At 62.0% G+C, this 12,989-nt stretch carries 12 protein-coding genes and 1 riboswitch; of the genes, 5 read left to right on the top strand and 7 right to left on the bottom strand.

The window, feature by feature from the left end:
* Positions 1-31: 31 nt before the first annotated feature.
* The 6 genes from LPW30_RS10635 to LPW30_RS10610 all read right to left on the bottom strand — a co-directional run bounded on the left by LPW30_RS10635 (position 32) and on the right by LPW30_RS10610 (position 7,982).
* Positions 32-2,059 (bottom strand): TonB-dependent receptor domain-containing protein, encoded by a 2,028-nt coding sequence (locus LPW30_RS10635; RefSeq protein ID WP_239680829.1) that lies wholly within the window; start codon positions 2,057-2,059, stop codon positions 32-34.
* A 143-nt stretch (positions 2,060-2,202) separates the two neighbouring features.
* Positions 2,203-2,456, bottom strand: a riboswitch (cobalamin riboswitch).
* A 358-nt stretch (positions 2,457-2,814) separates the two neighbouring features.
* A complete protein-coding gene (locus tag LPW30_RS10630; protein ID WP_239680828.1) occupies positions 2,815-3,180 on the bottom strand; it encodes a DnaJ family domain-containing protein in 366 nt (121 codons plus the stop codon).
* Between the two features lie 145 nt (positions 3,181-3,325).
* Positions 3,326-4,531: a TsoY family (seleno)protein gene (locus LPW30_RS10625; protein WP_239680827.1), complete on the bottom strand. Its 1,206-nt coding sequence runs from the start codon at positions 4,529-4,531 to the stop codon at positions 3,326-3,328.
* Between the two features lie 102 nt (positions 4,532-4,633).
* A complete protein-coding gene (locus LPW30_RS10620) occupies positions 4,634-5,176 on the bottom strand; it encodes a hypothetical protein (protein ID WP_239680826.1) in 543 nt (180 codons plus the stop codon).
* A gap of 37 nt (positions 5,177-5,213) precedes the next feature.
* Positions 5,214-7,349: a TonB-dependent receptor plug domain-containing protein gene (locus LPW30_RS10615; protein WP_239680825.1), complete on the bottom strand. Its 2,136-nt coding sequence runs from the start codon at positions 7,347-7,349 to the stop codon at positions 5,214-5,216.
* 153 nt (positions 7,350-7,502) lie between these two features.
* The gene (locus LPW30_RS10610; protein WP_025281020.1) at positions 7,503-7,982 is read right to left on the bottom strand and encodes a DUF427 domain-containing protein; all 480 of its coding nucleotides are present in this window, start codon (positions 7,980-7,982) and stop codon (positions 7,503-7,505) included.
* A 161-nt stretch (positions 7,983-8,143) separates the two neighbouring features.
* Here LPW30_RS10610 and LPW30_RS10605 point away from each other — a divergent pair, with 161 nt between their 5' ends.
* The 3 genes from LPW30_RS10605 to egtD are packed head-to-tail and all read left to right on the top strand — an operon-like array spanning position 8,144 to position 11,685.
* A complete protein-coding gene (locus LPW30_RS10605; protein WP_239680824.1) occupies positions 8,144-9,370 on the top strand; it encodes a patatin-like phospholipase family protein in 1,227 nt (408 codons plus the stop codon).
* Between the two features lie 60 nt (positions 9,371-9,430).
* Entirely contained in the window at positions 9,431-10,717 is a 1,287-nt protein-coding gene (gene egtB / locus LPW30_RS10600; protein WP_239680823.1) for an ergothioneine biosynthesis protein EgtB, read from the top strand.
* Entirely contained in the window at positions 10,717-11,685 is a 969-nt protein-coding gene (gene egtD / locus LPW30_RS10595; RefSeq protein ID WP_239680822.1) for an L-histidine N(alpha)-methyltransferase, read from the top strand. The genes egtB and egtD overlap by 1 nt, the downstream gene beginning before the upstream one ends.
* Positions 11,686-11,757: 72 nt before the next feature.
* Here the strand turns inward: egtD and LPW30_RS10590 are convergent, their stop codons facing one another.
* Entirely contained in the window at positions 11,758-12,297 is a 540-nt protein-coding gene (locus LPW30_RS10590; protein ID WP_084306560.1) for a Slp family lipoprotein, read from the bottom strand.
* Between the two features lie 225 nt (positions 12,298-12,522).
* Between LPW30_RS10590 and pufB the strand changes: the two genes are divergently transcribed.
* Both pufB and pufA read left to right on the top strand, forming a co-directional pair.
* Positions 12,523-12,681: a light-harvesting antenna LH1, beta subunit gene (pufB, locus tag LPW30_RS10585; protein WP_025281025.1), complete on the top strand. Its 159-nt coding sequence runs from the start codon at positions 12,523-12,525 to the stop codon at positions 12,679-12,681.
* A 90-nt stretch (positions 12,682-12,771) separates the two neighbouring features.
* Positions 12,772-12,966 (top strand): light-harvesting antenna LH1, alpha subunit, encoded by a 195-nt coding sequence (pufA, locus tag LPW30_RS10580; RefSeq protein ID WP_025281026.1) that lies wholly within the window; start codon positions 12,772-12,774, stop codon positions 12,964-12,966.
* Positions 12,967-12,989: the final 23 nt, after the last annotated feature.

The raw sequence follows: 12,989 nt of genomic DNA, 5'->3' as shown, positions 1-12,989 counted from the left end.
TGGATTCGGGCGCAGGCTGGATACCGGTTTGTCAGAATCTCAGCGTGGCACTCACCCGGATGTCCCGGCCGGGTTCGTCCCGCACGAGGATGCGGCCATCATCATCCGTGTCCGCCAGCGAGGTGTGCCGGGCATATCGGGTGTCCAGGAGGTTGTGAATCACCAGCGACAGGGTCAGACGGTCGTTCAGGCCGGGGTCCCACTGGGCCTGCAGGTCGTGGAGGCTGTAGCCATCACGTGGTGGTGCGTCGTCGGGTACCTGGGTGAGGTCATCCACCCAGGTGAAGGTGTATCCCAGGGTCAGGCTGTCCAGGGCCGCCCAGCGATGATCCCAGACGAAGCGATCCCCGCCGGTGCCACCCCGTCGCCGTGATACCGCCTGGGGATTGCCGTCCTCGTCCAGGGTTTCGGCACTGAAGAACGAGATATGGGTGTCGTACCGGCCCGCGCCCCAGCTTCCGCGGATCTCGTAGCCGCGTGTGCGCAGGGTATCCTCCCGGTTGCGGATGGTCCCCACAAAAGGTGGCTCAAAGCCGAAGCGTCGGCTGGCAAAGGGGCTTCCCCAGGGATCATCCCGGTCCACGCTGTTGCGCAAGCGGGTGTCGAACAGGGTGAATTCCAGTTGCAGCCGATCCCGATCGACCAGGGCATCCCGGGCTTCGTATCGCACGCCCGCCTCCCGGCGACGGGACTTTTCCGCCTTGAAGGGCTCGCCATCATTGAGGTTGGTGTCCTCTTTGATGTAGGCCATCCAGCCGACGGGGATGATCCCGGTGCCGCTCACCGCCTCGCCATAACCGGCAAAGGCGGTCAGGCCGGCGGGGAGTGCCACTTCCGCGCTCACGTTGGGGGAAACGGCGCTTCCCGACAGTGTCTGCTGGTGAAATTCGGTGGAGAAGTCATCGAAGCGCGCCCCCAGGGAGAGGGACAGGCGTCCCCGGTGCATGCGATTCTGGATGAAGGCTCCCAGGTTGCGGGACTCACTGGAGATGCTCGGGCCCTCTGTTTGTCCCTCTTCCAGGTAATAGTCCACGCCCAGGGTCAGCCGGTGCTGGATGCCCGCGTGATCAAGGTGGAAGGTATTCCTGGCATCGCCGCCGTATTCCCGGGTGCGGATTCGGGTGTCGTTGTCGAGTCGCTGCAGTTGATGGTCGGTGTAGTAGAGGCTTCCGTTCCAGTCCAGCCAGTCCCCCGGGGCGTCATAGGCATGTTGCAGGGTCCAGCGATGCTGTCTCACACGTTGACCCACCTCATCCTGGGCCTGGTCCTCGCGGGGGTCGCCGAAGTCGCTACCCCGGGACCCATAGGGATGATCGCCGGTGAATGTGTGGCGCTGGGCACCCAGTCGGATCTCATGACCTTGTGTGGGCAGTCGGCTGAGCCGCAGCAGGTAGTCGCGGTCCTGTCCACCGGAATGGGGCATGGTTTCGCCCCCGCCAATACGGTAATCCTCACGATTCACGGCCCGCAGATGGGCCAGGGCACCCCAGTCCTCGTTCAGCCGGGTCATGAGGGAGGTTGAACCCAGCCATGCCTCATCCGCGCTGGCATACGCGGCTTTCATGCGAGCGCCCTGTTGCTGGTCTGGCAGGAGCAGGTCCTGGGCATCCTTGGTGGTGAATGCCACGCGCCCCCCCAGGGCCCCGGGGCCCTGGTCGGCCGAGGGGCGGGGGTCCACTTCCACTTGCCTGATCAGATCAGGGTCCAGACCGCTGAGGCTGCCCCGATGCTGGTGGAGATTGCGGCCTTCGCGGGCGCCGTCGATGTTCACATTGAGATTGCTGGCTTCCAGTCCGCGCAGATAAAGGCGCTGCGCGTTGCGACTGCCGCCGCCCACATCCACGGAGACCTCGGAGCGGAAGATGTCCGCAACATCCAGGGGCTGGTGCCTGCGAATGTCCTCGTCGGTGATTCGACGGCTTGAAGGGGTTCGGGACTCGAGAACGATACGGTCCAGTTCAACGACATCAGATGGATCATGGCTGGCCTGGCCCGCAAAGCCGGGCGACACCAGGGTGCCGGACACCATGGCCAGTAAAAGGGGATTCGACTTGTGCATGGACGTTCCTTGCGCGCACCACCCCGTGCGCGGTGATCGGATGGACCACGGGGTGTCAGCGAAGGAGGGCCGAACGAGAGGAACGCACCACCGGGAAGGCGGGAGGGTTATCCGTGACCGGCCCCGACCGCAGCGCCCCGCAGTGTTCGGGTCTGTTCAGGGCCGGTCTCCGGACTTGTGGCCTGGAGGGCGATGACGCCCTCCGGCAGATCTGCCTTCCCACACGGCCCGCCCGAACAAGGACGTGAGCCGCGCAGTGGCATGAGAGAATCTGCCGTTACCACCTACCGTTGCGGGGGCAGTGCCGGACTTGCCAGGTCAACCTGGCTGCACCGGACTTCCCGTTTAACCTGCCAGACCGGGACGGTCGACAGGCACCCAGAACAACCGTGGAGAATATCAGGTTAATTGGCGCCGATTCAACTTGACGAAGGGTGCTGATTCTGGAACTGACTCCCGTGCAGCGTGTGTTTGTGCACAGGCGGGCTGGGGCTTAGTCGATTTCCCGGTTTTCTGTCAAGGGGAAATCACCCATGGAGGATATTCAGAATAAATCTATATAAATTATTGAGTTAGCCTGGGGTGGCGATTTTTTGACCAATCTGACGGCAATGCCCGTCAGGCCAGGCTTTTCGGAGTTTGCCGACACGCTGTCCACAAAGATATCCACAGGATCTGTGGGCAGCGTGTCCGCCACCTGGAAGACGCGCAAATGATCAACCGATAAATTTTTCGATGACGGCTGGATGTGGTCGTCAACGCCGCTCCAGGCGTTGGCAGACCTGCTCGAAGTAATCTGCGCTCAGCGCTGGATTCATGCCCCGTTCCCGTCCCAGCCGGTCCAGTAATAGCCTTAGGCGCTTCGAATGCTGATCCTTGAGCGACTGATCCGTAGCCGTCGCCAATAGATCTTCCACCTCACGGATTTCCTTGCGCAAACGCAGTTCCTCCGGGATGAAACCACTGTTACGCAGGAGCCGATAGGCCGTGCGCAGCTCCTCGGGCACCATGGAGTCGTCTTCCAGGTTCAGTGGCTTGCCGGCACCGGGCAGATCCTGAAAGTCGCCCCGCCGCTCGGCTTCCTCAATGCGGGCTTCCACCATGCGGTCGATGAGATACATGGGCTGATAAGTGTCGGGGGTGACGAAGCTTTGCCGGAGGCGGGAAGGGACATCAGAATGATGGCAAGTTATCGATTCTGATGTCCCTTTCGCAAGGAGTCACTGACTCTCTGAGGATTCTGTAGTGGGCGGCGTGGGCTTAACTTCAAGTGGTCCGCGCCGCTTTCAAATCTCCGGGTGCATCAAGGATGTTGCGCTTGATGCGCCACATCACTTCAAGAGTCTTGAGCTGCACGGCGATGAACGGGAGCATGACCAGAAGATGTGCCCAGCTGCCCGCCTGCAGCACGCCGCTGTTGATCAGGCCCAGGTGAATGAAGAACATGCCGAAAACGAAGAACGCCACGCCCGGGCAGATCAGAGCAAAGGTGCCGGCATTGCCCTGGCTTCCCCGGGAATAGTCGCGGAAATAACCGAGGCGCTGCATCACGGCATAGCCGATCAGCCCGAAGAGGATCTGTGCAGACAGGATGGCGGCACCCAGGATCAGCAGCGAGCTGTAGTTGACCGATTGGTCAAACCCCTGTTGCAGGCCATAGGACAGACGGATCCAGGTGATGCCCAGCAGGGTCAGGATGGGGATGATGATCCACAGGCTGGGGCTGGCTGCCACATTGATGCCCTTGACCATCATGGCCCGGAAGCCGTGTACCAGCTTGATCACCGACAGCAGGATGGCAGCGGTGAAAAAGAACATGGACAGCAGGAGGGCAATGATGGCGGTGGCCTGCGTTTCGCTCATCATGGCCGGTGCTGCCAGGCCCACGGCGATCATGGCCAGGGCGAAGATGGCGATCATGGGCGCCAGACTGTTATTGGACGAGAAATCCACGTTGCCTTCGGTGAGGGTGCGGGCAAAGTAGGTGGTCAGGATCTTCAGGGCGTATACCCCCACCGCCATGAAGGCCAGTAGCGCCAGCGGGAACAGGTATTCCACCACCGACCACAGATTAGGCACGAATAGGGCGCCCAGCACGAACATCATGTTGATGGACATGGCCAGGGTGAGGGGAATGGCCATCAGGGAGATCTCGCTGTTGTTACTGAGTAACTGGGCGAACGCCGGCGTGCGGCGAAACTGGCGGTATTCGCGGATGTTCCAGGCCAGCAGCCGGAAGTGCAGCGCAGCCAGGAGGACCACGGCCAGCAGCACCAGCGCCAGCCCGACCGATGCGGGCGTCACGGGGCCGGTGAGGATGGGCCACAGGTGATTGAAGGTGGCCATGGAGGGCTGGGGGCGTTGCACCAGAAACATGGGGTACATGAAGAACGAAACGGCCAGACCGCCTGCCCCCAGGGCTGCCAGGAAGAAGAGGGGATGGTACGACTCGTTGAGGTCGCGTTTGAGCATCAAAGGTTCCTTGGATGGCGTGGATCAATATCCGTATATGATAAATTGCTAATATAGTTCTGGCAAACCCGGACCTTGGGCCGGGAATGGGGTGTGGGTGGCTTAGTGACACTCCATGGGCAGGAATTCAAACTGCCGATGACAGGCGATGCACACGTTCTGCACATTCACCAGGCGATGCATGATCTCCTGGCTGGGCGCACCCTGCCGGGATTGCTCGGCAATGTCGTCGAATCCCAGGCGCATGGCCCGGTACATTTCCACGAAATCCGGAGACAGATTGGCCGCCATGCGCTCGAAGCGCCTCAGCTCCCGCTGGTGTGTCCGATGCGGCCGACCCTCTTCCTCATAGGCTTGAGCCAGCAACTTCATGCGTTCCAGCATGGCCGAAGTGGGGCGGAAATCCTCGGCCAGGGTGGCAATGCCCTCATGATCATCCTCCAGTGCGGAGGCGAGAATACCGTTGGAGATCTCCAGAAAATGCCGCATGTGGCCGAGCAGGTGCTGACGGTCATCGTCGCAAAGATGCAGGGCCGTGCGTGATTGACCTGGATCCGCATGCACCGGAGTCATCATCATCAACAGCATGATCAGCAGAAGAAAAAGGGCCGGAATGCCCGAGCGATATGCGTGTGGTCTTGTCATGGCTTGAATCTGTCCGCGTGTTCAGGAAAAAGGAGGCTCAGCGCAGCGAGTAGCGCAATCCCACTCGGTAGAACCGACCCGGGTCGGCCAGCAGGCTGCTGTCATTGCTGGCGTCGAACAGGTTGTCGATGCCGCCATAGAGTTCCAGGTTGTCCCAGTGTCGGGGCTGGAAGCTGGCGGTCAGGTCGGCCACGGTGTAGCTGCTGTCCCGCTCGGTGTTGTCGGCATCCAGATAACGCTGGCCCACGTGACGCACGCGCACCTGCCAGAACTGCCTGTCATCGGGTGCCCAGTTGAGGCCGGCCACGGCGGTGATGTCGGGGCTGCTGGACAGGGTTTTCCCGGTGTTGCGATTCTCGGCGTCCACCCAGGTGCCGGTGAAGTCAGCGTGCACCGTGCGGGTGACGGGCAGTGTCAACAGGCCCTCCAGGCCTCGGATGCGAGCCTCGCCCACGTTGCGGAAGGTGATGTATTCCGTGCCCAGGGGCTGTTCACGCACCCGCTCCACCCGGTCGCGAATATCGGTGTGGAAGGCGGTGAGTTCGTAGCGCCCACCGCCAATCCGTCCCAGGAGGCCCAGTTCCCAGGTTTCGCTTCGTTCCGGCTTCAGGTCATGAGGCGTTTTGCCGACACTGGGGTCGGACACATGGGCACCGAGCATGGGCATGCCGCGTGGATTGATATGGTTGGAATCGTAGTCGCGATTCTCGGGCACCTTGAAGCCCTGGGCGTAGTTGAAGCGCAAGCGGGAGGCTTCGGTCAGGGCGTAGACGCCACCGGCCTTAATGGTGGTGCTGTCTTCGCCCACGCTGGCCTCGTCGTAACGGGCGCCGTATACCAGATCCAGACGTTCGCTGGCCTGCCACTCGTGCTGGAGGAAGGCACCGCCATGCCAGCGGTCATCGCCATCGCGGTACTGGGCACCGGCTGCCAGGGTGTGTTCAGCGGCGGGGCTCCAGGTGGCCAGCAGGTCATTGATGGTCTCGGTCAGGATGGTGTCCCTGCCTCCGGCATCCGTCTGGCCCCGGTTGTCAAAGCCCAGGTCGCCCCATGGGATTGCGGTGACGGAGCGTTCCTTTTCATAGCGGCTCTGATACAGGTTGTAACGCAGCCCGAAGCGTTCGTCGGGACGCCAGTCCAGGGTGCCGGAGACATCGGTGCGACGGTTATCGTCGGTCCAGCGGGTGGGGATATTGAAGGCCGGAATGGTCTGGCCCTGGTTGTTGGTGTAGTTCGTGTCGGTACGGCCCTCATTGACGTAATCCCGGGACCGGCTTTCCTCCATCCATCCCAGTTCCAGTTCACCCTGGAGGGTGGGACTGATCTCGTGGCGTAGTGTCACTCCCAGGTTATACACGTCCGCCTCGTCCAGGCGCTGTTCATCGAAGCGGTAGATATCCTGAATGTTTCGCACGGGAGAACTGGCTCCACCGTGCTCGGAGGGGGGTGTTCGTTGCCCGGTGACCCCCACCTGGGCGGAGGTGCTGCTCTCATAGGCGTTGCGTGTACTGGCGTTGGCCAGCACGCTGACCTGGGTGCGCTCATTGCCGCCGAGCAGGTTGGCGCTGGCCGAGAACCGCTCCGCGCCCCCGCCATCGCGCATCCCCGCCTGCACGTCCACATCCGCCTCGAAGCCGGTGCGGGGCTGGCGGGTGATGATATTGATCACGCCGCCCAGGGCATCGGAGCCATACAGCACGCTGCCCGGGCCCTTGAGGATCTCGATCCGTTCAATCTGTCCTGCCGTGAGGCGGTTGAGCTCGTAGCGCCGGCTCGGTTCACCCGAGATACGGCGTCCGTTGATCAGGAACACGGTGTCATCCCGGCTGGCGCCCCGGATGGAGGCCAGGGTGCCATCGGCACTCACATACAGCCCGGAGTGGTTGCGCAGCACGTCGCCGAGCAGCACGGAACCGCTGTTCTGGATGTCTGCAGCGGTGATCACCTCCACCGATGCCGGGCTGCGCTCCAGGGCCCGTTCGGTGCGGGTGCCCGCCGTGACGGTCACTGTTTCCAGCGATACTGCAGAAGCCTCGGGTACGGGCTGGCTGGCTTGAGCATGGGCGAAGGTGGGCAATAAAACTGCCATCGCGCCGGCCAGCGGCGTCAGACGGTTTTTACGGAAGAAAATGCTGAACCGGCGGTCCCGGTGGGATGCGAGAAAGTGAGGCATGGGGCGATCCGTGAAAGGGGCCTGGCTGGCTCACCGGTGACGGCCGGTTGGCGGGCTTGGCTGCTGCGCTTGGAGGGGTTTGAATAAGAATTATGTGCGTCATGGTAATCCTTGGTTGGGCGCAGCGTCATTGATATTGGCCAAAGCCGAGGATTACCACCCCGCCGTGCCCGGCCCGCCCTTGAAGGGCCCCTCGATCTCGCTGGTGATCCAGCCGCCGTAAAAGCTGCCCTGCTGCGCCTGCACCTGCTCATCGTCCACGTAACAGGCCTCGACCCGGCCCGCGTAGAAGGAGACAAACCCGGCAATGTCGCGATGGGAGGCTGTGGGGTGCGCATAGGCCCAGCACACATCGCGGATGGTGCCGTCCGGTGTGCGCAGGTTCCAGTAGCGGGCCTGCCCCTTGAATTCGCAGTACGTGCTTGTGTCGCTGGGCTCCAGATTTGACCAGTCGACGCTGTCCGGGGGCAGGTAGTAGCAGGGCGGGTGGGATGTCTCCAGTACCCGAAAGGCCTGCCGGGTCTCGGCCAGAACCTGGCCATCATGGATCACCATCAGGTGGCGCTGCGTCGGCTCCACTCGGGGTGGACGCGGATAGTCCCAGACGGATTCCCGGGGGTGGCTCTTGGTCATGGTGGTCTCCTCAATTCATCTCCAGCCGGTGCGTGGTTGGAGCGTCGGCCGATCCGCCTGGTTCCTTCGTGTGGCTTCCGGGCCTGGTTCCAAAGACATGTCCGTGTCCATGGTATTTTTGGCCGGCGAGCTGCAATAGGATCTCAGGTTACTGGCAACACATGTCGATGGATCGTTCGTTCAATATGATCTCACCGCATTCCACCTCGCAGAGCGCTGATCAATATGACCACGCCGAGCCCCGACGTGCTTTGGTCCTCACTGGCGGGGGCGCCCGGGCGGCCTATCAGGTGGGCGTGCTCAAGGCGATTGTGGATCTTCGTGGCACGGAGGGTCCCACTCCGATGCCGATTCTGTGCGGGGTGTCGGCGGGAGGCATCAACGCCGCGGTACTGGCGGTGCTCGCCAGGGATTTCAGGGCCGGGGTCGAGAGCATGGAGACCATCTGGGGGAATTTCCGTGCTCACCAGGTGTATCGGGCTGATGCAGGTGCCTTGCTGTCTTCGGCGCTGCGCTGGAGCCTGTACCCGCTGGCCGCACGTTTCCCGCGCTTTCGCCCCCTGGCGGTTCTGGACAACGCGCCGCTTCGGCAGCTGCTCACCCGTACGCTGGATTTTTCGGCCCTGGAAGAGGCCATCGCTGACGGCCATTTGCGTGCCGCCAGCGTGTCCGCGTTTGGATATGCCTCCGGCGAGAGTCTCACGTTCTACCAGGGGGTGGGAGAGATCGAGCCATGGCGACGGGCCAAGCGAATCGGTATTCCGGCACAACTGGGCATCGATCACCTCATGGCCACCAGTGCCATTCCTTTTGTCTTTCCTGCTGTGCGTCTTGACCGGGAATATTTTGGCGACGGTTCCATGCGACACCTGTCGCCCATCAGCCCGGCGATCCACCTGGGGGCCGATCGGGTGCTGGTGATCAGTTCCTGGAAGTTACAGGAAGACCCCTGGGAGCGGGGTGAAGCCTATCCTTCGCCGGGGCAGGTGGCCGGACATGCCCTGTCCAGCATTTTTCTGGATGGCCTTACCGTGGATCTGGAGCGGATGGAGCGTATCAATGCCACCTTGAGGGCGACGGGTCGGCAAACCCTTCGCTCCGGCGGTGTGGAATTAAGGCCGATCCAGGCCCTGGTGATCGCTCCGTCGGAGGACCTTGCGGCAGTGGCCGTTCGCTATCGGCGTGAATTACCGCGCCTGATGCGGGCGGCCCTGTACCCGCTGGGAGCCATGCATCCCGAACGCTCGGAGTTGCTTTCCTACCTGCTCTTCGAGGCCGGCTTCACGCGTGAATTGATCCGACTGGGGTATCGGGATGCCATGGATCGTCGCCAGGCATTGAGAGGGTTCATGGGCTGGGCTAATGAGGATTTGCCGGATGATCGTTGACGTGGGTCAAGTCACAGTTTAACTTCCATTGACAGAACCCATGGTTGTAAGGAGCCCGCCGTGAGTGCCCTGCCCGATATTGCCCAGCCAGACGTTACGCAGACCGAGGTTACTCTTCAAACCCTGCGCCACCGTTACCAGGCGGTCCGGGATCACAGCGTTGCCCTGGCGGCACCGTTGTCCGCCGAGGACATGACGGTGCAGACCATGGCCGACGTGAGCCCCACCAAGTGGCATCTGGCGCATACCACCTGGTTTTTCGAAAATTTCATCCTGCATCCCCACGCAAAGGGTTATCGCCGATTCAATGAACGTTACGGTTACCTTTTCAACTCCTACTATTACACAGTGGGGCAGATGCACCCCCGTCCGCAACGCGGCCAGATCACGCGCCCCGGCGTCGACCAGATCATGGCCTACCGTGCCTATGTGGATGAACACCTGCTGAACTTGCTGGGTGAACGTGGAGACGATCCGGAATTGGCGCAACTGGTCACGCTTGGACTGCACCATGAGCAGCAGCACCAGGAGCTGATGCTCACGGACATCAAACATGTGCTGGCTGCCAATCCACTGTGTCCGGCCTACCGTGATGGCTCGCTTTCCGCGGTGGTATCCGTGGCACCCCTGGAGTTCCTGCCCGGGTCCAGGGAGTTGGTGGACATCGGTTCCGAGGGGGCCGATTTCTGTTTCGATAACGAGCGCCCGCGGCATCGGCAATGGCTGGAACCTCATCGGTTGGGGGACCGCCTGATTACCAACGGTGAATTCCTGGAATTCATTCGCGACGGTGGCTACCGCACCCCGGAACTCTGGCTTTCCGACGGCTGGGCCACCGTGCAGGCCCAGGGTTGGGACCGCCCGCTTTACTGGAACCGGGAGTACAACTCGGAGTTCACTTTGCTGGGCGAACAGGCCCTGGATCCATCCCGCCCCGTGTGCCATGTGAGCTACTACGAGGCCGACGCCTTTGCCCGCTGGGCCGGCGCCAGGTTGCCCACCGAGGCCGAATGGGAGACCGCCGTTGAACAGGCCGGGATCGAACCGGTGGGGCAGGGCGGGCATTCTGCCTTTCATCCCGACGCCGCACAGGGCAGTGGCCTGCGCCAGTGTTTTGGCGACGTATGGCAGTGGACCTCCAGCCCCTATGTGCAATACCCCGGTTACCGGGCGCCCGCCGGGGCCATTGGGGAGTACAACGGCAAGTTCATGTGTAACCAGATGGTGCTGCGCGGCAGCTCCTGCGTGACCCCGCCCGGGCACGCTCGAATCACCTATCGCAATTTCTTCTATCCCGGAGACCGCTGGCAGTTCATGGGGATCCGGCTGGCCAAGGATATCGACTGATGCCGGCAAACGCACAACGCCTCAATTCCCCCGCCGACGAGCGGGAAGTGTTCCTGCAGGACATGCTCACGGCCTTGTCGGGGCGCCCGAAGCAGACCTCGCCCAAGTACTTCTACGATGAGGTGGGTTCGCGCCTGTTCGATCGCATCTGCGAGTTGCCCGAGTATTACCCCACGCGCACCGAACGTCGCATCCTCGAGCAGCATGGCGCCGAGATGGCCCGGGTCCTGGGGCCACGCGTGATGCTGGTGGAGCCGGGCAGTGGCAGCAGCACCAAGGTACCGCTGATCCTGAAACACCTGCGGGAACCCGCTGCTTATGTGCCCATGGAGATTTGTCTGGAGCACATGGTGGCCAATCTGGGGCCTCTGGAGGCCGCTTTTCCGCAACTGGAGATCCTGCCGGTGGCGGCAGATTTCACCCGGCCATTCTCGCTCCCCACGCCGCGGCTGCGGGCGCGGCGCCGGGTGGTGTTCTTTCCTGGCTCCACATTGGGCAATTTCACCCCCGAAGAGGCGCGGCAGTTGCTGCGTACCCTGCGCCGGGTCGTCGGTCACGGGGGCGCGGTGTTGCTGGGGGTGGATCTGCAAAAGCCGTCCGAAGTGCTCATCCCTGCCTACGATGATGCCCAGGGCGTCACTGCCGCCTTCAATCTCAACCTGCTGGAGCGTGCCAACCGGGAGCTGGGTGCGGACTTCAATATCGGCAATTTCAGCCACCGGGCGGTGTGGAACGCGGACGCTGGACGCATGGAGATGCATCTGGTCAGCCGTTGTCCGCAGGCAGTGCACCTGGCTGGCGAGACCTTTCACTTCGCCACGGATGAGGCCATCATCACCGAATACAGCCACAAATACACTCAGCCGGCCCTGCAGTCGCTGGCGGCCGAAACAGGCTTTGCCCTGCATCGCACCTGGGAGGACGAGAAAGGCTGGTTCAGCCTTCAGTACTGGGTGGCAGTGGACTGAACGACCCGCCGCGTCCGTTCAGGAACCAATCGGATGTCCGGTCCGTTGGCTTGCAAATGATTGGGGGCGGCTTCACCACCGACGCAGTCCGCGGGGGTGGGGATACCACGGATGCCAGGGGTCATACCAAGGGTCGTAGAAGTACGGAGGGGGGTGACGGTACGATCGGTCGGTTCGTGGCTCAGGCCACAAATGGTGTCCGGTTGTGCGCACGCGTACATAGTCGTATTTGTGCTCACCCACAGGGCGCGTGGCGATCCCGTCGATGGTTCCGGTCACGGTGAAGGCGCGCCCGGGGGTATGAATGGCAGGATCGAGGAAGCCCTCCACCACAGCGAGAAAACGGCCGTCGCTGCCGTCCCCGGAATGTGGCCGCCCACGGTTATCCAGTTGACGAGAGACCACCTCAACCAGGCTGCCGTGCTCCTGGTTTTCCACCCCGGCGATCGAGCCACCCCAGCGCACCTGCGCTCCCTGGAAGCGCTCAGCGTTGCCTCGTACCTCTGTGAGGTGTGGACTGTCCGGGCCCGTTGCGGGTATGCCCTCGGGCGTTGCGGCGCAAGCCACCAGTGCCACCGAAGCCAGCAGAATGGGGAGCAGCAGTGTGCGCATGGGAATGACCTGAGAAGCGGCCTGGTATGCCTGTACTCCGTTGAGACCACCGCGTTGGGTGCAGGTTCGCTTATCTGATGGACCGAGGAAAATCGAGCGTCTGGGATTTTCTTGTGCTGGATCACTATCGTGGAAATTATCCTCGTGTAGTGTCTGCTCCGAAGTCTGTGATCGCGTTGAATCGACGCGGTATTTGCCAATAGGTCTCATTTGGAGGGAATTTAAATGGTTGACGAAACGAAAGGTTCGCTCTCGGGGCTGAACGAAGAAGAGGCCATGGAGTTTCATGGTGTCTTCATGACCAGCATGATGGGTTTTCTGGCGGTTGCCGCGGTGGCCCACGTTCTGGCCTGGATGTGGCGTCCCTGGGGTGTGGCTTGGTAAGACCCTTCGCCTGAATGGCGAATCAGGTCTGAAGCACTACTCTCAGCGAAGCAGTAAAAGCAGTTTCTTTCCGATATAGGAGATTTCACTATGTGGCGTACTTGGCTGCTGTTCGATCCGCGCAGAGCGCTGGTTGCCCTGTTTGCATTCCTGGCCGTGCTGGCCCTTTTGATCCACTTCATCCTGTTGAGCACCGAGCGCTTCAACTGGATGCATACCGCCTCTCTGGTCGACACGGTCGAGCAGGTCGCGGTTGAGCAAACGGGCAAGTCAACCCTGGGCTGAACTGGCCTCAAGGCGTTTGATGC

Source organism: Ectothiorhodospira variabilis (assembly GCF_022227625.1).
GTDB classification, from domain to species: Bacteria; Pseudomonadota; Gammaproteobacteria; order Ectothiorhodospirales; family Ectothiorhodospiraceae; genus Ectothiorhodospira; species Ectothiorhodospira haloalkaliphila.
The sequence above is the reverse complement of the archived record's forward strand: the minus strand, read 5'-3'. Positions and strand labels throughout refer to the sequence as shown.

Coding starts and splice junctions, on each gene's coding strand:
- LPW30_RS10615 (WP_239680825.1), bottom strand. CDS start 7,349: ATGCCTCACTTTCTCGCATCCCACCGGGACCGCCGGTTCAGCATTTTC.
- LPW30_RS10590 (WP_084306560.1), bottom strand. CDS start 12,297: ATGCGCACACTGCTGCTCCCCATTCTGCTGGCTTCGGTGGCACTGGTG.
- LPW30_RS10630 (WP_239680828.1), bottom strand. CDS start 3,180: ATGTATCTCATCGACCGCATGGTGGAAGCCCGCATTGAGGAAGCCGAG.
- LPW30_RS10620 (WP_239680826.1), bottom strand. CDS start 5,176: ATGACAAGACCACACGCATATCGCTCGGGCATTCCGGCCCTTTTTCTT.
- LPW30_RS10625 (WP_239680827.1), bottom strand. CDS start 4,531: ATGCTCAAACGCGACCTCAACGAGTCGTACCATCCCCTCTTCTTCCTG.
- LPW30_RS10605 (WP_239680824.1), top strand. CDS start 8,144: ATGTCGATGGATCGTTCGTTCAATATGATCTCACCGCATTCCACCTCG.
- pufB (WP_025281025.1), top strand. CDS start 12,523: ATGGTTGACGAAACGAAAGGTTCGCTCTCGGGGCTGAACGAAGAAGAG.
- egtD (WP_239680822.1), top strand. CDS start 10,717: ATGCCGGCAAACGCACAACGCCTCAATTCCCCCGCCGACGAGCGGGAA.
- LPW30_RS10635 (WP_239680829.1), bottom strand. CDS start 2,059: ATGCACAAGTCGAATCCCCTTTTACTGGCCATGGTGTCCGGCACCCTG.
- LPW30_RS10610 (WP_025281020.1), bottom strand. CDS start 7,982: ATGACCAAGAGCCACCCCCGGGAATCCGTCTGGGACTATCCGCGTCCA.
- pufA (WP_025281026.1), top strand. CDS start 12,772: ATGTGGCGTACTTGGCTGCTGTTCGATCCGCGCAGAGCGCTGGTTGCC.